At 61.1% G+C, this 25,222-nt stretch carries 23 protein-coding genes; 15 read left to right on the top strand and 8 right to left on the bottom strand.

What is annotated here, in order from left to right:
* The first annotated feature begins 4 nt into the window (after window positions 1-4).
* The 5 genes from lepB (at window position 5) to pdxJ (ending at window position 4,268) form a co-directional block, all read left to right on the top strand.
* A complete protein-coding gene (lepB, locus tag AC3WMV_RS00855) occupies window positions 5-859 on the top strand; it encodes a signal peptidase I (RefSeq protein ID WP_025112167.1) in 855 nt (284 codons plus the stop codon).
* A gap of 183 nt (window positions 860-1,042) precedes the next feature.
* Window positions 1,043-1,732, top strand: a complete 690-nt coding sequence (rnc, locus tag AC3WMV_RS00860) for a ribonuclease III (RefSeq protein WP_024011703.1) — start codon at window positions 1,043-1,045, stop codon at window positions 1,730-1,732.
* A complete protein-coding gene (gene era, locus AC3WMV_RS00865; protein ID WP_003221935.1) occupies window positions 1,725-2,627 on the top strand; it encodes a GTPase Era in 903 nt (300 codons plus the stop codon). The genes rnc and era overlap by 8 nt, the downstream gene beginning before the upstream one ends.
* Before the next feature lie 168 nt (window positions 2,628-2,795).
* Window positions 2,796-3,485: a DNA repair protein RecO gene (gene recO / locus AC3WMV_RS00870; protein ID WP_097086352.1), complete on the top strand. Its 690-nt coding sequence runs from the start codon at window positions 2,796-2,798 to the stop codon at window positions 3,483-3,485.
* A 39-nt stretch (window positions 3,486-3,524) separates the two neighbouring features.
* Complete coding sequence (gene pdxJ, locus AC3WMV_RS00875; RefSeq protein WP_085654695.1) at window positions 3,525-4,268, top strand: pyridoxine 5'-phosphate synthase; 744 nt, start codon at window positions 3,525-3,527, stop codon at window positions 4,266-4,268.
* 125 nt (window positions 4,269-4,393) lie between these two features.
* On the opposite strand, the gene mltF is transcribed toward pdxJ, so the two are convergent.
* Window positions 4,394-5,854 (bottom strand): membrane-bound lytic murein transglycosylase MltF, encoded by a 1,461-nt coding sequence (gene mltF / locus AC3WMV_RS00880; RefSeq protein ID WP_097086355.1) that lies wholly within the window; start codon window positions 5,852-5,854, stop codon window positions 4,394-4,396.
* A gap of 285 nt (window positions 5,855-6,139) precedes the next feature.
* Here mltF and purL point away from each other — a divergent pair, with 285 nt between their 5' ends.
* The 5 genes from purL to AC3WMV_RS00905 all read left to right on the top strand — a co-directional run bounded on the left by purL (window position 6,140) and on the right by AC3WMV_RS00905 (window position 13,148).
* On the top strand, window positions 6,140-10,036 hold the full coding sequence (gene purL / locus AC3WMV_RS00885) for a phosphoribosylformylglycinamidine synthase (RefSeq protein ID WP_103369734.1): 3,897 nt from the start codon (window positions 6,140-6,142) through the stop codon (window positions 10,034-10,036).
* A gap of 5 nt (window positions 10,037-10,041) precedes the next feature.
* A complete protein-coding gene (locus AC3WMV_RS00890) occupies window positions 10,042-10,353 on the top strand; it encodes a YqfO family protein (protein WP_103369735.1) in 312 nt (103 codons plus the stop codon).
* 1,091 nt (window positions 10,354-11,444) lie between these two features.
* A complete protein-coding gene (locus AC3WMV_RS00895) occupies window positions 11,445-11,807 on the top strand; it encodes a DUF6124 family protein (RefSeq protein ID WP_492561382.1) in 363 nt (120 codons plus the stop codon).
* Between the two features lie 272 nt (window positions 11,808-12,079).
* Window positions 12,080-12,718 carry a DUF6036 family nucleotidyltransferase gene (locus AC3WMV_RS00900; RefSeq protein WP_178085279.1) on the top strand — a complete coding sequence of 213 codons (639 nt, stop codon included), beginning with the start codon at window positions 12,080-12,082 and terminating at the stop codon, window positions 12,716-12,718.
* Window positions 12,702-13,148 carry a hypothetical protein gene (locus AC3WMV_RS00905; protein ID WP_007967820.1) on the top strand — a complete coding sequence of 149 codons (447 nt, stop codon included), beginning with the start codon at window positions 12,702-12,704 and terminating at the stop codon, window positions 13,146-13,148. The genes AC3WMV_RS00900 and AC3WMV_RS00905 overlap by 17 nt, the downstream gene beginning before the upstream one ends.
* Window positions 13,149-13,202: 54 nt before the next feature.
* On the opposite strand, the gene nagE is transcribed toward AC3WMV_RS00905, so the two are convergent.
* The 7 genes from nagE to AC3WMV_RS00940 form a co-directional block, all read right to left on the bottom strand.
* The gene (gene nagE / locus AC3WMV_RS00910; RefSeq protein ID WP_103369808.1) at window positions 13,203-14,918 is read right to left on the bottom strand and encodes an N-acetylglucosamine-specific PTS transporter subunit IIBC; all 1,716 of its coding nucleotides are present in this window, start codon (window positions 14,916-14,918) and stop codon (window positions 13,203-13,205) included.
* Window positions 14,919-14,953: 35 nt separating this feature from the next.
* Window positions 14,954-17,467, bottom strand: a complete 2,514-nt coding sequence (ptsP, locus tag AC3WMV_RS00915) for a phosphoenolpyruvate--protein phosphotransferase (protein WP_103369809.1) — start codon at window positions 17,465-17,467, stop codon at window positions 14,954-14,956.
* A 34-nt stretch (window positions 17,468-17,501) separates the two neighbouring features.
* Window positions 17,502-18,524, bottom strand: coding sequence for an SIS domain-containing protein (locus tag AC3WMV_RS00920; RefSeq protein WP_103369810.1), 1,023 nt, complete (start codon window positions 18,522-18,524; stop codon window positions 17,502-17,504).
* Window positions 18,505-19,611, bottom strand: a complete 1,107-nt coding sequence (gene nagA, locus AC3WMV_RS00925) for an N-acetylglucosamine-6-phosphate deacetylase (RefSeq protein WP_095138282.1) — start codon at window positions 19,609-19,611, stop codon at window positions 18,505-18,507. The genes AC3WMV_RS00920 and nagA overlap by 20 nt, the downstream gene beginning before the upstream one ends.
* Before the next feature lie 30 nt (window positions 19,612-19,641).
* Window positions 19,642-20,373 carry a GntR family transcriptional regulator gene (locus AC3WMV_RS00930; protein ID WP_027610964.1) on the bottom strand — a complete coding sequence of 244 codons (732 nt, stop codon included), beginning with the start codon at window positions 20,371-20,373 and terminating at the stop codon, window positions 19,642-19,644.
* A gap of 283 nt (window positions 20,374-20,656) precedes the next feature.
* On the bottom strand, window positions 20,657-21,172 hold the full coding sequence (locus tag AC3WMV_RS00935; RefSeq protein ID WP_027610965.1) for a L,D-transpeptidase family protein: 516 nt from the start codon (window positions 21,170-21,172) through the stop codon (window positions 20,657-20,659).
* 49 nt (window positions 21,173-21,221) lie between these two features.
* The gene (locus AC3WMV_RS00940; protein ID WP_027610966.1) at window positions 21,222-21,773 is read right to left on the bottom strand and encodes an NUDIX hydrolase; all 552 of its coding nucleotides are present in this window, start codon (window positions 21,771-21,773) and stop codon (window positions 21,222-21,224) included.
* A 146-nt stretch (window positions 21,774-21,919) separates the two neighbouring features.
* On the opposite strand from AC3WMV_RS00940, the gene AC3WMV_RS00945 reads away from it, so the two are divergent.
* The 5 genes from AC3WMV_RS00945 to purT all read left to right on the top strand — a co-directional run bounded on the left by AC3WMV_RS00945 (window position 21,920) and on the right by purT (window position 25,222).
* The gene (locus AC3WMV_RS00945) at window positions 21,920-22,519 is read left to right on the top strand and encodes a CoA pyrophosphatase (protein WP_003221960.1); all 600 of its coding nucleotides are present in this window, start codon (window positions 21,920-21,922) and stop codon (window positions 22,517-22,519) included.
* Between the two features lie 62 nt (window positions 22,520-22,581).
* The gene (locus AC3WMV_RS00950; protein ID WP_042606912.1) at window positions 22,582-23,106 is read left to right on the top strand and encodes a gamma carbonic anhydrase family protein; all 525 of its coding nucleotides are present in this window, start codon (window positions 22,582-22,584) and stop codon (window positions 23,104-23,106) included.
* Complete coding sequence (locus AC3WMV_RS00955) at window positions 23,103-23,318, top strand: DUF1289 domain-containing protein (protein ID WP_081730186.1); 216 nt, start codon at window positions 23,103-23,105, stop codon at window positions 23,316-23,318. The genes AC3WMV_RS00950 and AC3WMV_RS00955 overlap by 4 nt, the downstream gene beginning before the upstream one ends.
* Window positions 23,319-23,473: 155 nt before the next feature.
* Window positions 23,474-23,941 carry a VUT family protein gene (locus tag AC3WMV_RS00960; protein ID WP_096795203.1) on the top strand — a complete coding sequence of 156 codons (468 nt, stop codon included), beginning with the start codon at window positions 23,474-23,476 and terminating at the stop codon, window positions 23,939-23,941.
* Between the two features lie 99 nt (window positions 23,942-24,040).
* A complete protein-coding gene (purT, locus tag AC3WMV_RS00965; protein ID WP_097086368.1) occupies window positions 24,041-25,222 on the top strand; it encodes a formate-dependent phosphoribosylglycinamide formyltransferase in 1,182 nt (393 codons plus the stop codon).

Here is a 25,222-nt window from a genome sequence, read left to right on the forward strand (position 1 = left end):
TCCTATGTCACTAAATTTCCCGCTGTTGCTGGTCATCGCCGTGTTCGTCTGCGGCCTGTTGGCGTTGCTCGATCTGCTGTTCCTGGCGCCGCGTCGGCGTGCTGCCATTGCCTCTTATCAAGGCAGTGTCAGCCAGCCCGAGCCCGTGGTGGTCGAGAAGCTGAACAAAGAGCCGTTGCTGGTTGAATACGGCAAGTCGTTCTTTCCGGTGCTGTTCATCGTGCTGGTGCTGCGTTCGTTCCTGGTGGAACCGTTCCAGATTCCATCCGGCTCGATGAAACCGACCCTGGACGTCGGCGACTTCATTCTGGTGAACAAGTTTTCTTACGGGATCCGCCTGCCGGTGATCGACAAGAAAATCATCGAAGTCGGTGATCCGCAGCGTGGCGATGTGATGGTGTTCCGCTACCCGAGCGACCCGAACGTCAACTACATCAAGCGTGTAGTCGGTCTGCCGGGCGATACGGTGCGTTACACCGCCGACAAGCGTCTGTTGGTCAATGGCGAGTCGATTGCCGAGCAACTGGTCGGCTCCGAGCCGGGCACGCTGGGCAGCGCGGAACTCTACAAGGAAAAACTCGGCGCTGCCGAGCACCTGATCCGCAAGGAAATGAGCCGCTACCGCGCTACGCCGGACCATACCTGGACCGTGCCGGCCGGGCACTACTTCATGATGGGCGACAACCGCGACAACTCCAACGACAGTCGCTACTGGGATGACCCGAACATTCCCAAGGATCTGCTGGGCATGGTTCCCGACCAGAATATCGTCGGCAAAGCCTTCGCTGTCTGGATGAGCTGGCCGGAACCGAAACTCAGCCACCTGCCGAATTTCTCGCGGGTTGGCCTGATCAAGTAATCAATCACGGCGCTGTTGACCACAGCGCCGAATGCATTTCTGGAGTCGACACAAATCGGCACCAGGGCATGAAGCCACGATATTCAGGACGTCATTTTTGAACACAGCGTTAATTGTCCCAGGCCTGCGCCGTACCCCGGCGATGGCAGTGGAATCCAGCCACGAACTCAGCGTGGGTAAACCGTGAGCGTTTCTCTAAGCCGTCTCGAGCGCCAGCTCGGTTACACCTTCAAGGATCAGGAGCTGATGCTGCTGGCCCTCACGCACCGCAGCTTTGCCGGGCGTAACAACGAACGCCTGGAATTCCTCGGCGATGCCATCCTCAACTTCGTCGCTGGCGAGGCGCTGTTCGATCGCTTCCCGCTGGCCCGCGAAGGCCAGTTGTCGCGTTTGCGCGCACGTTTGGTGAAGGGTGAGACACTGGCGGTGCTGGCCCGTGGTTTCGACTTGGGCGACTACCTGCGTCTGGGATCGGGCGAACTGAAAAGCGGTGGCTTCCGTCGCGAATCGATTCTGGCCGATGCCCTCGAAGCGCTGATCGGCGCGATCTACCTCGACGCCGGTATGGACGTCGCTCGCGAGCGCGTACTGGCCTGGCTGGCCGGTGAGTTCGAAGGCCTGACGCTGGTCGACACCAACAAGGATCCCAAGACCCGACTGCAGGAACACCTGCAATCGCGCGGTTGCGAACTGCCACGCTACGAAGTGGTGGATATCCAGGGTGAGCCGCACTGCCGTACCTTCTTCGTCGAGTGCGAAGTGGTCTTATTGAATGAAAAAAGCCGAGGTCAGGGTGTGAGCCGTCGTATTGCCGAACAGGTAGCGGCCGCCGCAGCACTGATTGCCTTGGGCGTGGAGAATGGCAATGACTGATACAAACGCAACTCGCTGTGGCTACGTTGCCATCGTCGGCCGTCCCAACGTCGGCAAGTCGACGTTGCTCAACCACATCCTCGGCCAGAAGCTCGCGATCACCTCGCGCAAGCCGCAGACCACCCGTCACAACATGCTCGGGATCAAGACCGAGGGTGACGTGCAGGCGATCTACGTCGACACCCCCGGCATGCACAAGGGGGGCGAAAAGGCCCTGAACCGCTACATGAACAAAACCGCTTCGGCAGCATTGAAAGACGTCGACGTGGTGATCTTCGTGGTCGATCGCACCAAGTGGACCGAAGAAGACCAGATGGTCCTGGAGCGCGTGCAGTACGTGACCGGCCCGCTGATCGTCGCATTGAACAAGACCGACCGCATCGAAGACAAGGCCGAGCTGATGCCGCACCTGTCGTGGTTGCAGGAACAGCTGCCGAACGCACAGATCATCCCGATTTCCGCGCAGCACGGGCACAACCTCGACGCGCTGGAAAAGGTCATCGCCGATCACCTGCCGGAGAACGATCACTTCTTCCCGGAAGACCAGATCACCGACCGCAGCAGCCGTTTCCTCGCCGCTGAACTGGTGCGCGAGAAAATCATGCGCCAGATGGGCGCCGAGCTGCCGTACCAGATCACCGTCGAGATCGAAGAGTTCAAGCAGCAGGGCAAGACCCTGCATATCCACGCGCTGATCCTCGTCGAGCGTGACGGCCAGAAGAAAATCATCATTGGCGACAAAGGCGAGCGCATCAAGCGCATCGGCACCGAGGCGCGCAAGGACATGGAGCTGCTGTTCGACTCCAAGATCATGCTCAACCTGTGGGTCAAGGTGAAGGGCGGCTGGTCCGACGACGAGCGTGCACTGCGTTCGCTGGGTTACGGCGACCTGTAATCACCGTTCCAGAGAACACCGATACCCACTGTGGGAGCGAGCCTGCTCGCGAAGGGATGTAACATTCAGCATTGATGTTGACTGTCACTCCGCTTTCGCGAGCAGGCTCGCTCCCACATTTGGTTTTTGGGTGGTGTGTAAAAACTGCGTTTCTTCATCGAGAACTCCATGTCGCAAACCCCACCTCCCGTCCAGCTCGCCTACGTCCTGCATTCGCGCGCCTACCGCGAAACCAGCGCGCTGGTCGACTTCCTCACGCCACAAGGGCGGCTGCGGGCGGTGTTGCGCAGTGCGCGGGGCAAGGCCGGGACACTGGCGCGACCGTTCGTGCCGCTGGAAGTCGAGTTTCGTGGCAAGGGTGAACTGAAGAATGTCGGGCGCATGGAAAGTGCCGGCAACGCGACCTGGATGGTCGGCGAGGCGCTGTTCAGCGGCCTCTATCTCAATGAGCTGCTGATCCGCCTGCTACCCGCTGAAGACCCGCACCCGGCGGTGTTCGATCACTACGCTGCCACACTGTTGGCGCTGGCCGAAGGTCGCCCGCTGGAGCCGTTGTTGCGCTCGTTCGAATGGCGTCTGTTGGACGATCTCGGTTACGGCTTCTCCCTGAATACCGATATCCACAGCGAACCGGTCGCGCCGGACGGTCTCTATCGTCTGCAAGTGGATGCCGGACTTGAACGGGTGTTTCTGTTGCAGCCGGGCCTGTTCAACGGCACCGAACTGCTGGCCATGGCCGAAGCCGACTGGACCGCTCCCGGCGCACTGTCAGCGGCCAAGCGCCTGATGCGTCAGGCACTGGCCGTGCACTTGGGCGGTCGCCCCCTCGTCAGCCGCGAGCTATTTCGAAAGCCCTGATATGCTGTGCGCCGAATCTTTCCCTTCAGGAGCGCATCCGTGACCACCAGCAATCGCATTCTTCTTGGCGTGAACATCGACCACGTCGCCACCCTGCGTCAGGCCCGTGGCACACGCTACCCGGATCCGGTCAAGGCAGCGCTGGACGCGGAAGAGGCGGGCGCCGACGGCATCACCGTGCACCTGCGTGAAGACCGCCGGCACATTCAGGAGCGCGACGTGCTGCTGCTCAAGGATGTGCTGCAGACCCGCATGAATTTCGAAATGGGCGTCACCGAAGAAATGATGGCGTTCGCCGAACGCATCCGTCCGGCGCACATTTGCCTCGTCCCGGAAACCCGTCAGGAACTGACCACTGAAGGCGGTCTGGATGTAGCGGGGCAGGAAGAACGCATCAGGGCAGCGGTCGAGCGCCTGTCGAAGATCGGCAGCGAGGTGTCGCTGTTCATCGATGCTGACGAGCGCCAGATCGCTGCGTCGAAGCGCGTCGGTGCGCCGGCCATCGAACTGCACACCGGGCGTTACGCCGATGCCGAAACCCCGACTGAAGTTGCTGAAGAATTGAAGCGTGTGGCCGACGGCGTAGCGTTTGGTTTGGCGCAGGGCCTGATCGTCAATGCCGGGCATGGCCTGCATTATCACAACGTCGAAGCCGTGGCGGCGATCAAAGGCATCAACGAATTGAACATCGGCCATGCGCTGGTGGCGCATGCGTTGTTCGTCGGGTTCAAGTCTGCAGTGTCCGAGATGAAAACGCTGATCTTGGCTGCCGCCAAGCACTAAGCCTCGACACAAAACCCGTGGGAGCGAGCCTGCTCGCGAAAGCGGTAAATCAGTCAACCATGATGTCGACTGACACGACGCCTTCGCGAGCAGGCTCGCTCCCACATTTGTTTTTGGGGCGGTGGTTAGAGCGGGGCAGGCTCTTGAGCCGGTTTTGACTTGTCGATACCGGGCACATGCAGATTGCCCTCGGCCACCTGATCGCCTTCAAGCTGCGGCTGGGTCACCCAGGTCAGGATGTCGTAATAGCGACGGATGTTCGCCACGAAATGCACCGGCTCGCCGCCCCGGGCGTAGCCGTAGCGGGTCTTGCTGTACCACTGCTTCTGCGACAGGCGCGGCAGCATCTTCTTCACGTCCAGCCACTTGTCCGGGTTCAGGCCTTCGCGGGACGCCAGTTTGCGTGCGTCATCGAGGTGACCGCTGCCGACGTTGTACGCCGCCAGCGCAAACCAGGTGCGGTCCGGCTCCTGAATCGATTCGTCGAGCTGATCCTTCATGTAGGCCAGGTACTTGGCGCCGCCCATGATGCTTTGCTTGGGATCGAGACGGTTCGACACGCCCATCGCCTGAGCGGTGTTCTGGGTCAGCATCATCAAACCGCGCACGCCGGTTTTCGAAGTGACTGCCGGTTGCCACAGCGATTCCTGATAACCGATGGCCGCCAGCAGGCGCCAGTCGACTTTCTCTTTCTTGGCGTAGGTTTTGAAGTGCTGTTCGTATTTGGGCAGGCGCTGCTGCAAGTGCTGGGCGAAGGTAGTGGCGCCCATGTAGCCGAGGACATCGACGTGGCCGTAATAGCGGTCTTTCAGGCGCTGCAGGGTGCCGTTCTTCTGCACCTTGTCGAGGTAGGCGTTGATCTCGTTGAGCAGGCTGTTGTCTTCGCCGGCGGCCACCGCCCAGCTCTGGCTGCGCGCATCGCCGAGGTCGAAGGCCACGCGGATGTTGGTGAAGTACACCTGGTTCATCGCCACTTCATTGGAATCGACCAGCGTCAGGTCGATCTGGCCTTCATCGACCATGCGCAACAGGTCGACCACTTCAACGGCGTCGGATTCTTCGTATTCGATGCCCGGAAATTTCTTTTTCAGCTCCGCCAGTTGTTCGGCGTGGGTGCTGCCCTTGAGCACCATGATCTTCTTGCCGACCAGATCGCCTGGGTCGGTAGGGCGAGACTGGCCGTTGCGGTAGATGATCTGCGGGGTGACTTCGAGGTAGGAGTGGGAAAACCGCACCTGCTTCTTGCGATCCTCGCTGCTGACCAGACCTGCCGCCGCCAGCACCGGGCCGTTCGGCTTGCCAATCTGGTTGAACAGGTCATCGAGGTTGTCGGCGGTCTCGATCTTCAGTTCAACCCCCAAATCGTCGGCGAAGCGCTTCACCAGCTCGTATTCGAAGCCGGTTTCACCGCTGCGATCCTGAAAGTAGGTGGCGGGGCTGTTACGGGTAATCACCCGCAGCACACCATCCTCCTTTACGCGCTCGAGTGTGTTGGGTTTATCAACACAGCCACCGAGCATCAGGAAGAGTCCGGTTGCGATCAGCCATTTGGCGTACCGCGGACGCAAAGCCGTTGGGAAAAACATCTGCGCAGTATACGCAAACGGCTGCGGGCGCCATATCTCGACAGTGAGCGGCTTGTCTGCTAGAGATCACAAAACCGCACGAAACCCCGCAGGAATAGGGCTGAACGGCATTTTGTGACAGAAAAAATAAGCGCTGCTCGCACACCCTTGAAATTTGACTTCAAAGGCAGAAACACAGATTGATATCCGAGTGCAACCGTGCGTAGCGTTTCGGGTGATGTTGAGGGCGGTTTAGGCTAGAATGCACGGCCTCAAAGCACACCCCTTCCCGAGGCTGTCCCGAAGATGTTGATCCTGCGCGGCGCTCCTGCCCTTTCTGCCTTTCGCCACAGCAAACTCCTTGAGCAACTGAGCCAGAAGGTTCCAGCTGTCAGTGGCCTGTATGCTGAATTCGCTCACTTCGCCGAAGTCACCGGCGTCCTGACCGGCGACGAACAGCAGGTGCTTGCGCGCCTTCTGAAGTACGGCCCAAGCGTTCCGGTACAAGAGCCGACCGGCCGTCTGTTTCTGGTGTTGCCGCGTTTCGGCACCATCTCGCCATGGTCGAGCAAGGCCAGCGACATCGCCCGCAACTGCGGCCTGAGCAAGATCCAGCGCCTGGAGCGCGGTATCGCGTTCTACGTCGCCGGCCAGTTCAGCGATACCGAAGCCCAGCAAATCGCCGACGTGCTGCATGACCGCATGACCCAGATCGTTCTGGGCAATCTGGAACAGGCCGCCGGTCTGTTCAGCCACGCCGAGCCGAAGCCGCTGACCGCGATCGACATTCTTGGTGGCGGCCGCGCCGCGCTGGAAAAGGCCAACACCGAGCTGGGCCTGGCCCTGGCCGAAGACGAGATCGATTATCTGGTCAACGCCTTCAACGGTCTCAAGCGCAACCCGCACGACATCGAACTGATGATGTTCGCCCAGGCCAACTCCGAGCACTGCCGCCACAAGATCTTCAACGCCAGTTGGGATATTGACGGCGAAAGCCAGGAAAAAAGCCTGTTCGGCATGATCAAGAACACCTATCAGATGCACAACGAAGGCGTGCTGTCCGCTTATAAGGACAACGCTTCGGTGATCGTCGGAAACGTCGCCGGCCGCTTCTTCCCGGATCCGGAAACCCGCCAGTACGGCGCGGTGCAGGAGCCGGTGCACATCCTGATGAAGGTCGAAACCCACAACCACCCGACCGCGATCGCCCCGTTCCCGGGTGCCTCCACCGGTTCCGGTGGCGAGATCCGCGACGAAGGTGCAACCGGTCGTGGCGCCAAGCCAAAGGCCGGCCTGACCGGTTTCACCGTGTCCAACCTGCAGATCCCGGGCTTCGAACAGCCGTGGGAAGTGCCGTACGGCAAGCCTGAGCGCATCGTTACCGCGCTGGACATCATGATCGAAGGCCCGCTGGGCGGCGCCGCGTTCAACAACGAATTCGGTCGTCCGGCCCTGACTGGCTACTTCCGTACCTTCGAACAGTCGATCTCTACTCCGCACGGTGATGAGGTTCGTGGTTACCACAAGCCGATCATGCTCGCGGGCGGCATGGGCAACATCCGCGAAGAACACGTCAAGAAAGGCGAGATTCTGGTCGGCTCCAAGCTGATCGTGCTTGGCGGCCCGGCAATGCTGATCGGTCTGGGCGGCGGTGCTGCGTCCTCGATGGCCACCGGCACCAGCTCGGCGGATCTCGACTTCGCTTCCGTACAGCGTGAAAACCCTGAGATGGAGCGTCGCTGCCAGGAAGTCATCGACCGTTGCTGGCAACTGGGCGACAAGAACCCGATCAGCTTCATCCACGACGTGGGTGCGGGCGGTCTGTCCAACGCCTTCCCGGAACTGGTCAACGACGGCGACCGTGGTGGCCGTTTCGAACTGCGCAACATTCCAAATGACGAGCCGGGCATGGCCCCGCACGAAATCTGGTCCAACGAATCTCAGGAACGTTACGTTCTGGCGGTCGGCCCGGCCGACTTCGAGCGCTTCAAGGCGATCTGCGAACGTGAGCGCTGCCCGTTCGCCGTGGTCGGCGAAGCCACTGCCGAGCCGCAACTGACCGTGACGGACAGCCACTTCGGCAACAACCCGGTGGACATGCCACTGGAAGTGTTGCTGGGCAAGGCCCCGCGCATGCACCGTTCGGTGGTTCGCGAAGCCGAGCTGGGCGACGATTTCGATCCGTCGAACCTCGACATCAGCGAATCCATCGAGCGCGTCCTGCATCACCCGGCCGTGGCGAGCAAAAGCTTCCTGATCACCATCGGCGACCGCACCATCACCGGCCTCGTGGCCCGTGACCAGATGGTCGGCCCATGGCAGGTCCCGGTGGCCGACGTGGCCGTCACCGCCACCAGTTTCGACGTCTACACCGGTGAAGCGATGGCGATGGGCGAGCGGACTCCGCTGGCGTTGCTGGACGCTCCGGCGTCGGGCCGCATGGCCATCGGCGAAACCCTGACCAACATTGCCGCCTCGCGCATCAACAAGATCTCCGACATCAAACTGTCGGCGAACTGGATGTCCGCCGCCGGCCACCCGGGCGAAGACGCGCGTCTGTACGACACCGTGAAAGCGGTCGGCATGGAACTGTGCCCTGAGCTGGGCATCACCATTCCGGTGGGCAAGGACTCCATGTCCATGGCCACCCGCTGGAACGACAACGGCGAAGAAAAAACCGTGACCTCGCCGATGTCGCTGATCGTGACCGGTTTCGCCCCAGTGGCTGACATCCGTCAGACCCTGACTCCGGAACTGCGCATGGACAAGGGCACCACCGACCTGATCCTGATCGACCTCGGTCGCGGTCAGAACCGTATGGGTGCTTCGATCCTTGCCCAGGTGCACGGCAAGCTCGGCAAGCACGCGCCGGACGTCGATGACGCCGAGGACCTGAAGGCCTTCTTCGCAGTGATCCAGGGCCTCAACGCCGACGGTCACCTGCTGGCTTACCACGACCGTTCCGACGGTGGTCTGCTGACCTCCGTGGTGGAAATGGCTTTTGCCGGCCACTGCGGTCTGAGCCTGAACCTGGACAGCGTTGCCGAAAACTCGGCAGAAATCGCTGCGATCCTGTTCAACGAAGAACTGGGGGCGGTGATTCAGGTTCGTCAGGACGCCACGCCAGACATCCTCGCGCAGTTCAGCGCGGCCGGTCTGGGTGACTGCGTGTCGGTGATCGGTCAGCCGATCAACAATGGCCAGATCAACATCACCTTCAACGGTGACACGGTGTTCGAAGGTCAGCGTCGTCTGCTGCAACGTCAGTGGGCCGAGACCAGCTACCAGATCCAGCGTCTGCGTGACAACGCCGACTGCGCCGAGCAAGAATTCGACGCGCTGCTGGAAGAAGACAACCCGGGCCTGAGCGTCAAGCTGAGCTTCGACGTCAACCAAGACATCGCAGCGCCTTACATCAAGAAAGGCATCCGCCCACAGGTTGCCGTGCTGCGTGAGCAGGGCGTCAACGGTCAGGTGGAAATGGCGGCAGCGTTCGACCGCGCCGGTTTCAACGCGATCGACGTGCACATGAGCGACATTCTCGCTGGCCGCGTCGACCTGAACGAGTTCAAAGGTCTGGTGGCCTGCGGTGGTTTCTCCTACGGCGACGTCCTCGGCGCCGGTGAAGGCTGGGCCAAGTCGGCGCTGTTCAACAGCCGTGCCCGCGATGCGTTCCAGGGCTTCTTCGAGCGTAACGACAGTTTCACCCTCGGTGTGTGCAACGGTTGCCAGATGATGTCCAACCTGCACGAGCTGATCCCGGGCAGCGAGTTCTGGCCGCATTTCGTGCGCAACCGCTCCGAGCAGTTCGAAGCGCGCGTGGCGATGGTGCAGATCCAGGAGTCGAACTCGATCTTCCTGCAGGGCATGGCCGGTTCGCGTATGCCGATCGCCATCGCGCACGGTGAAGGCCATGCCGAGTTCTCCAGCGAAGAAGCCCTGCTGGAAGCCGATCTGTCCGGTTGCGTGGCGATGCGTTTCGTCGATAACCATGGCAAGGTCACCGAAGCCTACCCGGCCAACCCGAACGGTTCGCCGCGCGGGATTACCGGTCTCACCAGCCGCGACGGTCGTGTGACGATCATGATGCCGCACCCGGAGCGGGTGTTCCGCGCGGTGCAGAACTCGTGGCGTTCGGAGGACTGGACCGAGGATGCTCCTTGGATGCGCATGTTCCGTAATGCTCGCGTCTGGGTGAACTAAGCGTCGTGTACAAGCTCGGATTTTTTGTTCCTGACAGTCATGTCGAGGTGGTCAAGGACGCTATATTCGCTGCCGGTGGTGGGCGGATCGGGGACTATGACCACTGTGCTTGGCAGGTGCTTGGGTCTGGTCAGTTTCGGCCTTTGGACGGCAGTCAGCCGTTCATTGGTGAGGCGGGGCAGGTTGAGCGGGTTGAGGAGTGGAAGGTTGAGCTTGTGGTTTGTGAGGCGTTGATTGGTGATGTGGTGGCTGCTCTCAAGTTGAGCCACCCTTACGAGACGCCGGCTTATGAGGTGTGGCGGCTGGAGGATTTCTGATCTTTCTGCCGCTGGAACGGGAAGCCCGCAGATGAGTGATTGTCTGCGGGTTTTTTGTTGCCTGCGATTTGCTTTTCTGTAGGAGTGAGCCTGCTCGCGATGGCGCCCTGACAGGCGACCATGCTCTGGCTGACTGTGTGAATATCCGTTGCTTCGGGTGCAGCGGCTGGCGGTTTCGCCCTTACGGCGAGTCACTTTTTACAAACGCCTAAAAAGTAACCCAAAACGCTTGCTCCTGCGTTCGGCCCGCTCGCTGGGGCTCGGGATCCCTTCGCTGCGGGATTGATCCGGGCGCAGCGCCTCCGGTTTGCTTCGCTGCACCTCCTCTCGCTGTGTTTGGCTGCGCCAAACGGTCGCTGCGCTCCCACCCCCGGATCAATCCCTCCACTCAGCCTTCCGACGTCGCCCGTGGATCAAGATCAAGAGCGACAGCCGAGCTTGCGCTCATCCTGGAGTGGGGCGGCTTCGCCGCATGGGGTGTGCGCTTGCTAAATTGTAGGAGCCAGCCTGCTGGCGATGGCGGCCTGACAGCCGACCGATCTCTACCTGAATACACCGGGTTCAAACTGTGGGAGCGGGCTTGCTCGCGAAGGCATCCTGATAGCTCACTGATCCATTGCAGATGCCCACAACCCCTGTGGGAGCCTGGCTTGCCAGCGATGGCGGCCTGACAGCCGACCAATCTCTACCTGAATACACCGGGTTGAAATTGTGGGAGCCAGCCTGCTGGCGATGGGGTCAGTCTGGTCACCAAGGGCATTGGTCCTGTTTAAATCTGTGTCAAATAACCAGAACCTTCCCACAAGGTTTTCAGGTTGTCCCTCGGACGCCCGGTCTCTAGGCTTTGTCTGTCGCTGCCAATTCAGCGACCGGGCGTGAGATCCCCGGAATGCTTGCAACTAGCGCCAGCACCACGATAATTGGCGCCAGCTCAATCTGCTGCCTGCTTTATGGCGGCTGTGTGCGGGCAGACTTCGGTCTGGCCGGTTGCCTGCTCCGGTGGATCTCACCCTGCACATAGCTGCCACCTCTTCGCCGCGTGAGATCCGGCGAACGATGGCATCTTCACACGCCATAGCAGGAGTTGAATTTTGGACAAACTGATCCCCGACCCACCCCACAAAGCCACACCCCCACCCGCCGATGCCATCCGGGTTGAAGACCTGACGAAAGACCGTGAAGCCATCAAGCGCGCTGTCGATTTCTACTTCACCCCGCAGCCCGCTCAGGCGCATCAGCCCAGCACAGTGTTCCTGGTCAATCCAAGCATCGACACCGAAACCTTGCTGGCCCACGCCTACGAATCGTTGGGCTGCGCCAGTGCCATGGCCAGCAACTTCGCCAGCGAACTCAGCGGCCTGCAACGCAGCACCGCACTGGCGATCCAGCAAATCGTCATGCTCGCCGAACTGGCGGTAAACCGGGCGCTGGATCGGGTCGATCCACAAACCTGACGAGCGCCCATCGTTCATCGCCAGCAGGCTGGCTCCCACATTTGAAATGCTTCACTGTGGAAGTGAGCTTGCTCGCGAAAGCATTTTTCTAGCTGTCGGAATACTTCCTGTACCTCATCAATTAGTAGATTTTTCCTACCAGATGTTCAGGTTGTCCCTCGGAAGCAGCCTCTCTACCTTGGGTTGTCTCTGGCAAACAGCGAACTTGGCAATAGACCGAAAACGGGATGTTGCTCTTTCACTGAGCCGTCGCTATGACTCTGAGGTTTAAAATGGAATTGCTTCCCGTCGTTACGCCCCGTATCAACACGAACACCGCGTTGGGGCGGGCGCTGGTATCGATGTTCAAGTCAGTCGAGACGGAACTGATTCAAGAGAACGCTGCGCCGGGGGCGGTCAAGATCATCGTGTTTGGAGGATGCGCGGTTCACCTCTACACCAATCACCGCATATCGTTGGACGTCGACGCGGAAATCTATGAGGCTTGTATTCCGGCAGGATTCGACCTGCGTACGCTGCTTGCCGAGGTGCCGGAGCCGTTTGTCGATGAGCGTTCTGCGCGAAAGATGGAGTTGAACTACGACTTGCAATACAACACTAGCTTTGGCCCGATCCACGAAGATTATTGGTCTCGAAGTATTCCCCTGCCAGAGTTTTCGCGGGTGTCCCCTCTCCGTGTACATATTGCTGCACCCGTCGACATAGCCATTACAAAACTGGGCAGGGCTACCGATCACGATATCGCCGACATCAATGCCCTTCTCAGGTTTGGATTCATACTGACCAGCGAGCTCCGGCGTCTGGCATTGCAGGCCATTGATGTATATGTTGGCAACAAAGAGCCACCAACTTCGGTTCTGACTAACATATTGCAAGACTATCTGGAGAAGGGAGATGACGAAGGTGAATGACGCGCACGTCCTCTCATCCGCGTTGGATACTCTCGTCAGGAGCCCGCTCAATCAGGCCGATGACGTCGCGCTGGTGAACGCTGCGAAAGAAGTGTGGTACTCGAATTCTAGTGTTGAAAGCGAGGTTAAGGCGTTTCTGAAAAATCACAGTGACGATATAGAACGCCGTCGCGCGGCTTACCTGTTGGAGCGGTTTACGCGCTTCTCTTGTGTGTCTGATAGTCGCGTGCTGGAAACGCTGCATGCGTTGCAGCTTTTCGCGCACTCGACGCCAAAGCAGGATGTTGCACCTCCAAAGATGGTTTCGTTACGCAATCGCAAGGATCAATTAGCCGTCTCTTGGGGGTTAGCAGAAAGCCTTGGATTGAAGGTTCAAACGCTGATGCCATTCCAGACTCGCCATTACCAGGCAGAACAGCATTTACCCTGAGCTGAACGTGTCAGCGATAAAAAAAACCGGCCTGAGCCGGTTTTTTTGTGTTGACTAAACCTTGACGCTGACCTCACTCCGATTAACCAACGCCTCAATCGCTCCACTCAAACTCGCCGCTTTCTCGCCAATCAACAAATGCCAGACCCCACCCTCCAGCGGGCTGACACCCTGGCAACCCAGCTCTTTCAACTGAGCCTCGGACAACGCTTTACCATCGACCAGTTGCAGGCGAATGCGGGTCAGGGCGATGCAGTCCAGCTGCAGCACATTCTCGCTACCGCCCAACGCCGTCAGCCATTGTTGGGCTTCCGGTGCAGCGACCATTGCAGCTTTCGGTTCCTCGACCACCACCGCAGGCGCAGCCACCAACGCACGCCCCAGCGCCGGCATGGCGAGGCGGATTTCGTCGGCGATGCTGTCGGCCAATGGCCCGACCACCACCTGCAAGCTGCCGCCCTTGCCCGGGCGTACCACGGCCATCGCACCCAGTGCCTTCAAGTCAGCGTCGGAAGCCTTGTTGCGATCAACCATTTCCAGACGCAGACGAGTCGTGCAGGCGCCCACGGTAAGCAGATTCTCGGCACCGCCCAAGGCCTTGATGTACGCAGCGGCACGTTCGTTTTCCGTAAGCACCGACTTCTCGGTGGCGGCCACGTCCTCACGCCCCGGCGTCTTCAGATTGAAGCGGCGGATACAGAAATCAAACACCGCGTAATACACCACGGCGTACGCCAGCCCGACCGGAATCACCAGCCAGCCATTGGTCGAGCGCCCCCAACCGAGCACCATGTCGATGAAGCCGCCGGAGAAGGTAAAACCGAGGTGGATGTTCAGCGCATTGGTGATCGCCATCGACAGGCCGGTCAGCAGCGCATGCAGCAGATACAACAACGGCGCCAAAAACATGAAGGCGAATTCGATGGGCTCGGTTACCCCGGTCAAAAACGAGGTCAGCGCCATCGACAGGAAGATCCCGCCCATGACCTTACGGCGCTCCGGCAACGCGTTGCGGTACATTGCCAGGCACGCGGCGGGCAGGCCGAAGATCATCATCGGGAACATGCCGGTCATGAACTGGCCGCCCTTTGGATCGCCGGCGAAGTAGCGTGACAGGTCGCCGGTGACCAGTGCGCCGGTGGTCGGGTCGGTGAAGTTGCCGAACACGAACCACGCCATGTTGTTGAGGATGTGGTGCAGGCCGGTGACGATGAGCAAGCGGTTGAACACGCCAAACACGAACGCACCGATGCTGCCGCTTTCCATCATCAAGGCGCCGAAGCTGTTGATGCCGTGCTGGATCGGCGGCCAGATGTAGCCGAACACCACGCCCAGCGCGACGGCGGCGAAACCGGTGACGATCGGCACGAAGCGCCGGCCGCCGAAGAATGCCAGGTACTCCGGCAGCTTGATGTCCTTGAAGCGGTTGTACAGCGCGCCGGCCATCAGGCCGCTGACAATCCCGGCGAGCATGCCCATGTTGATGCTCGGGTCGAGCACCTTGAGCGTGGAGATCATCACCAGGTAACCGATCACTCCGGCCAGGCCTGCGGTGCCGTTGTTGTCCTTGGCAAACCCGACAGCGATGCCGATGGCGAAGATCATCGCCAGGTTGGCGAAGATCACCTGGCCGGCATCGTGAATGATCGCGATGTTCAGCAGGTCGGTGTCACCCAGACGCAGCAGCAGGCCGGCAATCGGCAGGATCGCGATCGGCAGCATCAGCGCGCGGCCGAGGCGTTGCAGGCCTTCGATGAAGAGTTGGTACATGGTGGTTCTCCCTGCTCTTTATAGAGAGCTTGTTGTTAGTGCAGAGGCCAATGCTGGTGGCAGGCGTGACGTACCGCAGCGGCGCTGTTGAGTTTCAACAGGTCGCGGCTGAGGCGTTGGCATTCGGCTTCGTGCAACTGGCGCACGCGATCCTTGATTTCACCGATTTGCACCGGGCTCACCGACAGCTCGGTCACGCCGAGGCCGATCAGCACCGGTGTCGCCAGCGGATCGGAGGCGAGGGCACCGCACACGCCGACCCAGCGTTTGTGCACCGCCGCGCCTGCGCAGGTCATGGCGATCAGCCGCAGCAGTGCCGGATGCAGGGCGTCGACGCGGGCGGCCAAACCTGCGTGGTCGCGGTCCATGGCCAAGGTGTATTGCGACAGGTCGTTGGTGCCGATCGACAGGAAGTCGGCGTGCTCGGCCAGTTGTTCGGCCTGCAATGCAGCGGCCGGGACTTCGATCATCACGCCGATTTCCGGGCGCTGAGTCACACCCAGTTCGATGCACAGCGCATCGACCCGTTGGCGGATGTGCAGCAGTTCGTCGACTTCGGTGACCATCGGCAACAGGATCCGGCAACGGCGCAGCGGGCTGACTTGCAGCAGTGCGCGCAATTGCTGATCGAGGATTTCCGGACGGGCCTGGGCCAGACGAATGCCGCGCAGGCCGAGTACCGGATTGGCTTCGGCGGGCAGCGGCAGGTAGTCGAGTTGCTTGTCGCCGCCGACATCGATGGTGCGGATGATCACCGAGTGCTCACCCATGGCATCGAGCACGGCTTGATAGGCGGCGCGCTGCTCTTCGATGTCCGGCGCGGTCTGCCGGTCGACGAACAGAAATTCGGTGCGTAGCAGGCCGACGCCATCGGCGCCGTTGGCAAAGGCGTCTGCCGCTTCATGGCTGGAGGCGACATTGGCGACCACTTCGATGGCCACGCCATTGCGGGTTTCAGCGGGCAGATGCGCCTTGGCCTGTTGTGCATCGCGGCGTTGCTGACGGTCGATTTGCGCCTGTTGTACTTCGGCCAGGCGTTCGGTGTTCGGCGTCAGTTCGAGGCGGCCGCCATCGGCATCCAGCACCACCGACTGACCCTGTGCTTGATCGAGTAATGCGGCGCCCAGTGCAACCAAGCACGGCAGACCTTTGCCGCGCGCCAGAATCGCCACGTGCGAAGTCGCGCCGCCCTCGGCCATGCACAACCCGGCGACACCTTGCGCGCTGAGTTGCAGCAGATCCGACGGCGTCAATTCATGCGCAGCGACAATGGAGCCGGCCGGCACGTCGTAATGCCAGGCTTCACCGAGCAGGGCGCGCAGCACCCGTTGCTTGAGATCGCGCAGGTCGTTGGCGCGTTCGGCCAGCAGCGCACTGCCGGTGTGTTGCAGCACTTCGCACTGCACATCGATCGACTGGCTCCAGGCGTGAGTCGCCGCCGTGCCTTGCTCGATGGATTGTTGCGCAGCGTCAAGCAAAGCCGGGTCTTCGAGCAGGGCCAGATGCGCGGCGAAGATTGCTTCTTCGTCGCTGTTCCTGTGCTTTTTCGCTTGGGCGAGGGTGGCGTTGATTTCGCCGCGAACCTGATTCAGCGCGGCTTCAAGTTTCTGCAGTTGCTCAAGCGGAGCATGATTGCCCGCATCTGCCGGCAGGCTGATCGCGTTCAGGCGAAACAGCGGCCCGCCGACCAGTCCTGGTGCGGCGCACACACCTTGCAGCACGCCAGTCTCGGCCGGACGCTTGCTCGGTGCGGCGTTGACCGGTGCAGCGGCGTGATGATCATCCGGCAGGGCGGTCGCCAACGCATTCAGCAATGCTTGCAGTGCAGCTTCGGCGTCCGGCCCCTGACAGCTGACGTGCACCTCATCCTGCTCGCCGATGGCCAGTCCCATCAGGCCGATCAGGCTGTTGCACGGCGCCGATTTGCCGGCGAAGTGCAGCTGCGACTGGCTCTTGAAACCTTGTGCGGTCTGGCGAATCAGCGCGGCGGGGCGCGCATGCAAGCCGCCGCGATGCGCCACCAGCACCTGACCCTGAACCTCTGGCCCGCCAACCGCTTCGGCAGTCGCCGCAGAGCTGTTGCGTGCAATGATGTGCAGCAGCGGCTCGCCGACCTTCACCGCTCTGAGCGTGATCGGGCGCACCTGGAAATCCTGGCTGTTGGTCAGGATCAACAGGCTGACCAGGCTTTTGCACTGCTGGCCGACCTTGTCCAGGTCATAGCGCAACAACGGCTGGCCGTTGCTGACCCGCGTGCCTTCCTTGACCAGCATCGAGAAGCCTTGGCCGTTCAGTTCAACGGTGTCCAGGCCCAGATGCAGGAGGATTTCCGCGCCGTTGTCGGCGCGCACAGTCAGGGCGTGGCCGGTGCGGGCGACGTGGATGATCTCTCCTGCGCAGGGCGAATACAGGGTGTCATTCAGCGGGTCGATGGCGATGCCGTCACCCATCGCGCCGCTGGCGAACACCGCGTCCGGGACTTTGGCGAGCGTGAGCACCGGGCCGCTGAGCGGGGCGCTGAGGGTCAGCTCTTTATTGTTGTTGTGCATGGCTCGGTCTCATCAGGTGTGCAGTCATTCGGACTTAGTGCGTACGGGTGACTTTGCTCAGGTGGCGCGGCTGGTCCGGGTCCATGCCGCGGGCCACGGCGAGACCTGCGGCCATCACGTAGAAACTCTGGATCGCCAGAATCGGATCGAGGGCCGGGTGCTCGGCGCGGCTCAGGGTCAGGTCGCGTTCGAGGATGTCGTCCGGCGCGGCCAGCAGCACGCGAGCGCCGCGTTGACGCATCTCTGCCGCAAGACTGATCAGACCGGCCTGTTCGGCACCGCGTGGAGCGAACACCAGCAGCGGGTAGTGTTCGTCGATCAGCGCCATCGGGCCGTGACGGACTTCGGCGCTGCTGAAGGCTTCGGCCTGGATCGCCGAGGTTTCCTTGAATTTCAGCGCGGCTTCCTGAGCGATGGCGAAACCGGCACCACGGCCGATGACCATCAGCCGTTCGCAATCTCGCAAGGCATCGATGGCCGCGCTCCAGTCCTGCTGCGCCGCGTCGCGCAGGCCTTCGGGCAGTGCGTTGTGCGCTTCCAGCAGTTCGTTGTCTTCTTTCCAGTGCGCGATCAGGCGGGCGCTGGCGCTCAGGGTGGCGATAAAACTCTTGGTCGCGGCGACGCTGCTTTCGATACCGGCGAGCAACGGCAGGCTGAATTCACATGCGGCTTCCAAAGGCGAGTCGGCAGCGTTGACCATCGACACACTGAGGGCGCCACGCTTGCGCAACAGTCGCAGACTGTTGACCAGATCCGGACTTTGCCCCGACTGCGAGAACGCGAACGCCACCTGACCACTGACCTTCAGCGGCGCCTGCTGCATGGTCACCACCGACATCGGCAGCGACGCCACCGGCACCCCCAGTTGCTGCATGGTCAGGTAGGCGAAGTAGCTCGCCGCGTGGTCGGAGCTGCCGCGCGCAACGGTCATCGCCACTTGCGGCGGCTGACGGCGCAGGCGCCCGGCGATCTCGACCATCTGCGGGTCGAGCTGTTGCAATTGGGCTTGCACGGCCTCGAACGAGGACAGCGCCTCTTCAAGCATTTTTGAAGTCAATGTCTTCTCCTTCGACCATGACGGCGGTCAGTGTTAGTGAGCGATCCAGCCGCACGCAGTCGGCCCAGGCACCCGGTTGCAGGCGCCCGCGTTCAGTGATGCCGAGGTAGTCGGCGGGAAATTGCGACAGACGCTGCGAGGCCTCGGCGATCGGCAATCCGATCTTCACCAGGTTGCGCAGGGCTTGATCCATGGTCAGGGTGCTGCCGGCCAACGTGCCGTCGGGCAGGCGCACGCCGCCCAGGCATTTGGTCACGGTGTGGCTGCCGAGCTTGTATTCACCGTCGGGCATGCCGGCGGCGGCGGTCGAATCGGTGACGCAATACAGGCATGGGATCGAACGCAGGGCCACGCGGATCGCACCGGGATGCACGTGCAGCAAGTCCGGGATCAGTTCGGCGAATTTGGCGTGGGCCAGCGCGGCGCCGACGATCCCCGGCTCGCGGTGATGCAGCGGGCTCATGGCGTTGTACAAATGGGTGAAGCTGGTCGCGCCGGCATCGAGGGCGGCGACGCCTTCCTCGTAGCTGCCGAGGGTGTGGCCGATCTGCATGCGGATGCCGCGGCTGCTCAGTTCACGAATCAACCCGTCGTGACCGGCGATTTCCGGGGCGATGGTGATCACCCGGATCGGCGCCAGCGCGAGGTATTCCTCGACCTCGGCCATCAACGCGGTGTGGGCGAAATTCGGTTGCGCGCCGAGTTTGCCGGGGTTGATGTACGGACCTTCGAGATGCACACCGAGTACCCGGGCGGCACCTTGCGGACGCTGTTCGCAGAATTCGCCGACCTCTTTCAGCACGCTGGAGATCTCGGCGCTCGGCGCGGTCATGGTGGTGGCCAGCAGCGAAGTGGTGCCGAAGCGCACGTGGGTTTTGGTGATGGTCTCAAAGGCACTGGCGCCTTCCATGATGTCTTTGCCGCCACCGCCGTGGACGTGCAGGTCGATGAAACCCGGCAGCAGGTAGGGCAGATCATTGTCGGCGGGATCGCAGGGCACGCCTTCGATCGACACGACTTTGCCGTGTTCGTGGATCAGCCGGCCGCGAACCCAGCCGCTGGCGGTGAGGATGTTGTCTTCGGACATTTCGGTTCTCTCGTTTGGCCTGGCTGCTGATCAGCGGCGAAGCTCTGCAACAAAGTCGTAGTAGTCGTTGCGGCAATAGGTGTCGGTGACTTCGATCGGCGTGTTGTCTTCGAGGTAGCCGACCCGGGTCATCAGCAGCATGGCGGTGCCGGGGGCGATGCCAACCAGCGCGGCGAACTCGTCCGAGGCGTTGATCGCCTGGATGTGCTGCAGGGCGCGGACGATCGGTTTGCCGATGCCGTCGAGGTATTCGTAGAGTGAATCGCCGACCAGGTGCGGCTTGGGCATGATCGAGGCGGGCAGGGTGCTCATCTCGATGGCCATCACCGTGTCGTCGGCCTTGCGCAGGCGTTTCATGCGCGCGACCTTGTCGTTCGGCGACAGGCTCAGGCGGATCAGTTCTTCGTGAGTCGGCAGGGTGATTTCGCGCTCCAGCCACTGCGAGCTGGGGACAAAGCCCTTGAGGCGAAGCATTTCGCTGAAGCCCGAGAGGCGTGACAGCGGTTGTTCCAGACGGGGTGTGATGAACGTGCCGGAACCTTGCAGGCGGCGGATCAGACCTTGATCGAGCAGCACTTCCAGCGCTTTGCGTGCGGTGACCCGGGAGATACCCAGTTGCTCGCTGAGGTTGCGTTCGGAGGGCATCGCCTGCTCGGCCTTCCACTGCCCGGAATGGATCGCCGATTCCAGATTGCGCGCCAGCTGCAGGTACAGCGGCGTCGGCTGGGAGTCATCTGGGCGTAGGGCCTGGAGGTCGTTCATGTAGGTCATTTCCGACGCGAGTATAGGATTGTTGTGGCTCGCTTGTGGGGCGGAAATTAATACCACTTGAATACCATGTCAACGCGTCGAATCGGCCTGTAGGCCAATGAAATGGCGGGTTTTAGGGGATGTGGTTTTAAGTGGTATTAGTGGTGGGCTTTAAAAAGCAAAAGATCGCAGCCTGCGGCAGCTCCTACAGTGGGAAGTGGTATCAACCCTGTAGGAGCTGCCGCAGGCTGCGATCTTTTGATTTATTTTTTTGTGGGTGACCGGTGGTCGCTGATTAAGGGCGAATCTCGATCATCGTACCGTCCGGCACCAGACCCCAGACTTCGCGCATGTCCATGTTGCGCATGGCGATGCAGCCGTCGGTCCAGTCCAGGGTGTGGAACAGGTCTTCCGGGGTTTCTTCCGAATCCGGGGTGCCGTGGATCATGATCATCCCGCCAGGCTCGACGCCTTCGCGGCGGGCGCGGGCCGAGTCGCTGATGTTCGGGTAGGAGATGTGCATCGCCAGGTTGAATTTTTCACTGACCTTGCGCCAGTCGATCCAATAGAAACCTTCGGGCGTGCGTTTGTCGCCTTCAATCAGTTTCGGACCTTTTTTCGCGCCCTTGCCCAAGGAGATTCGATAGGTCTTGATCGGCTTGCCGTCGGCGATCAATTGCAGTTGATGAGCCGATTTGAGCACCAGGATTTTTTCGATCATCGGGGTATTCGACGGCGTCACGGTGGTCACGAATGACGCTTGAGACACGGTGACGAACGACAGGCAAAACAGGGCAAGCAACCAGCGCATTGAAACGATTCCCCAGGGAGTGACGCAGATATTTTATTTATAGAAGCTTTTAGGTGATGGCAGGCTGCGTCAACGGCGGAATCGATTCGGAGCGAACCGGGTAGCTTTCGGCGCGGCGATCAGCGAAGAAGCATTCTAAGGTACGCCCCACGGTGCGGAAAGCCAGCTCGTCCCACGGGATGTCGGCTTCGTCGAATAGTTGTACTTCGAGGCTTTCGGGCCCGGCAGCAAAGTCCAGATCGGCCAGTTCGGCACGGAAGAACACGTGTACCTGGCTGATGTGCGGCACGTCGATCAGCGTGTAGATGCTCAGATTACGCACTCGGGCGCAGGCTTCCTCGGCGGTTTCGCGGATCGCGGCCTGCTCGATGGTTTCACCGTTTTCCATGAAACCGGCAGGCAGCGTCCAATAACCGAGGCGTGGCTCGATGGCGCGGCGGCAGAGCAGCACTTTACTGCCCCAGGTCGCGACGCAACCGGCGACGATATTGGGGTTTTGATAGTGAATGGTCTGACAGCTGTCACAGACAAATCGCAGCCGCGAATCGCCTTCGGGAATGCGCTGGGTCACCGGGTTGCCGCACTGGCTGCAAAATTTCATGCTGGGGTTCCTGAATGCTGCGCCTATCTTGGCGTGCAGCGGTGCCGGTCGGCAAGTTGTCGTTTCGCGACATGGCCCGGCGAGGGGCTTGGGCGGCTGCAATGATTGGTGCATGATGCAGGGTAAGGCACAGATCGAGAACACTCATGCTGGACGAGCTACTGCATAGGGTAAGCAACCACACACCGCGCACGCTGGAGACCGATAAACGTTTCCCCGAGGCCGCTGTTCTGGTGCCGATCACCCGCAGTGACGAACCCGAGCTGGTGCTGACCCTGCGCGCCAGCGGCCTCTCGACCCATGGCGGCGAGGTGGCCTTTCCCGGCGGTCGCCGCGACCCGGAAGACCCCGACCTGATCTTCACCGCTCTGCGCGAAGCTGAGGAAGAAATCGGCCTGCCACCGGGGCTGGTCGAGGTCATCGGCCCGCTCAGCCCGCTGATCTCCCTGCACGGCATCAAGGTCACGCCGTATGTCGGGGTGATCCCGGACTTCGTCGAATACCAGGCCAACGATGCCGAGATCGCCGCAGTATTCAATGTGCCGCTGGAGTTCTTCCGCAAAGACCCGCGCGAACACACGCACCGTATCGATTACCAGGGCCGTAGTTGGTATGTGCCGAGTTATCGCTACGGCGAATTCAAGATCTGGGGTTTGACCGCTATCATGATTGTCGAACTGATCAATCTGCTCTATGACGAACAGATCAGCCTGCATCACCCGCCCAAAAGTTTTATTAATACCTGAAGCATCAACACCTGAAGCCATCGCTCGAATGGCCCGTCATCGTGAGCCCTGAGGAAAACAAGATGAAATACCGCCTGGGCGACGCCCGCGTCGAAACCCATCCACAGAGCTGGGTCGCGCCCAATGCCGTGCTGGTGGGCAAGGTCAGACTGGAGGAGGGCGCCAACGTCTGGTTCAACGCCGTATTGCGCGGCGACAACGAACTGATCCTGATCGGCAAGAACAGCAACGTCCAGGACGGCACGGTGATGCATACCGACATGGGCTATCCGCTGACCATCGGCACCGGCGTGACCATCGGTCACAACGCCATGCTGCATGGCTGCACCGTCGGCGACTACAGCCTGATCGGCATCAACGCGGTGATCCTCAACGGGGCGAAAATCGGCAAGAACTGCATCATCGGCGCCAATTCGCTGATCGGCGAAGGCAAGGAGATCCCCGATGGCTCGCTGGTCATGGGCTCGCCGGGCAAGGTCGTGCGTGAGCTGACCGAGCCGCAGAAGAAGATGCTCGAAGCCAGCGCCGCGCACTATGTGCATAACTCGCAGCGCTATGCGCGTGATCTGGTCGAGCAGGAAGAATGAGTACTCCCGAAAGACCGGTTGCCTCGCCGTGTGTGAATATCTGCGCACTGGATGACGACGATATTTGTACCGGTTGCCAGCGTACGGTCGCTGAGATCACCCGCTGGGGGCGGATGACCAATGACGAGCGGCGGGTGGTGCTGGGGTTGTGTCATGAGCGGGCGAAGGCGAGCGGGTTGGTGTGGATGGTTCCCGGAAAATCAGGCGCCTGACAGCCCGCCTTCGCGAGCAAGCCCGCTCCCACATTTGAAATGCATTCCCCTGTGGGAGCGGGCTTGCTCGCGAAGAGGCCAGAACAGTCGCCACTTCTTATTGGCCCGACTCCAAGCCTGAAGTAACCTGTGCGCCAATTTCCCAGGTCGCCGCCATGATTTTCCTCATCGCCTACATCAGCAGCGTCGTGCTGATCAACTTCGCTTTTTCCACCGCGCCACACCTGGACATCATCTGGTCGGCCTGGGGCGGGTTGGTATTCGTGTTGCGCGACATGGTGCAAACCCGTTTCGGTCACGGTGCGCTCGTGGCGATGCTGGCGGCGCTGGTGTTGTCCTACGTCACTTCCGATCCGTCCATCGCCCTGGCCAGCGCCACGGCGTTCGCGGTGTCGGAAATCATCGACTGGCTGGTGTTCAGCGTCACCAAACGGCCGTTGCGCGACCGCCTGTGGATCAGCTCGGCGCTGAGCATTCCGCTCGATACCTTCATCTTTTTCGGCATGATCGACCAGATGACGCCACCGGTGATCATCACTGCACTGGTCTCGAAGTTCGCTGGCGTCACTGCCGTCTGGCTGATCATGGCCTGGCGCGAGCGCAAACAGGCTGTCGCCAGCTGAGCCAAACCCTGCGGTTCATGTAAAATGCCGCGCTTTCTCCCCATGGAAAGCGCGTCTGGCGTTGCTTTCCTCGATGATCCGCTTCTTTGAGGACCTGAGATGACCCGTATCGGAACTCCATTGTCGCCGACCGCGACCCGCGTATTGCTGTGTGGCTGTGGTGAGTTGGGCAAGGAAGTGGTGATCGAGCTGCAACGCCTGGGCGTTGAAGTGATTGCCGTCGACCGTTACGCCAACGCGCCGGCGATGCAGGTGGCGCACCGCAGCCACGTGATCAACATGCTCGACGGCGCCGCGCTGCGTGCAGTCATCGAAGCCGAGAAGCCGCACTTCATCGTGCCGGAAATCGAAGCCATCGCCACCGCCACGCTGGTCGAGCTGGAAGCCGAAGGCTTCACCGTGATTCCGACCGCCCGCGCCGCGCAATTGACCATGAACCGCGAAGGCATCCGCCGCCTGGCCGCTGAAGAGCTGGACCTGCCAACCTCGCCGTACCACTTTGCCGACACCTTCGAGGACTACAGCAAAGCCGTTCAGGACCTGGGCTTCCCGTGCGTGGTCAAGCCAGTCATGAGCTCGTCGGGTAAAGGCCAGAGCCTGCTGCGCAGCGCCGATGATGTGCAGAGGGCCTGGGATTACGCGCAAGAGGGCGGTCGCGCCGGCAAAGGTCGGGTGATCATCGAAGGCTTCATCGATTTCGACTACGAAATCACCCTGCTGACCGTGCGCCACATCGGCGGCACCACGTTCTGCGCACCGGTCGGTCACCGTCAGGAGAAGGGCGACTATCAGGAATCCTGGCAGCCGCAAGCCATGAGCCCGATTGCTCTGGCTGAGTCCGAGCGCGTGGCCAAGGCTGTGACCGAGGCTTTGGGTGGTCGCGGTCTGTTCGGCGTCGAACTGTTCATCAAGGGCGATCAGGTGTGGTTCAGCGAAGTTTCGCCGCGTCCGCATGACACCGGTCTGGTGACCCTGATTTCTCAGGATCTGTCGCAGTTCGCCCTGCACGCCCGCGCCATTCTCGGTCTGCCGGTGCCGCTGATCCGTCAGTTCGGCCCATCCGCTTCGGCAGTGATTCTGGTGGAAGGGCAGTCGACCCAGACCGCGTTCGCCAACCTGGGCGCAGCGCTGAGCGAGCCGGATACGGCGTTACGTCTGTTCGGCAAGCCTGAAGTCAATGGTCAGCGCCGGATGGGCGTGGCGTTGGCGCGGGATGAGTCGATTGAGGCGGCGCGTGCCAAGGCGACCCGGGCTGCTCAGGCTGTTGTTGTAGAGCTGTAA

It is taken from the genome of Pseudomonas sp. FW305-3-2-15-E-TSA4, assembly GCF_058787295.1.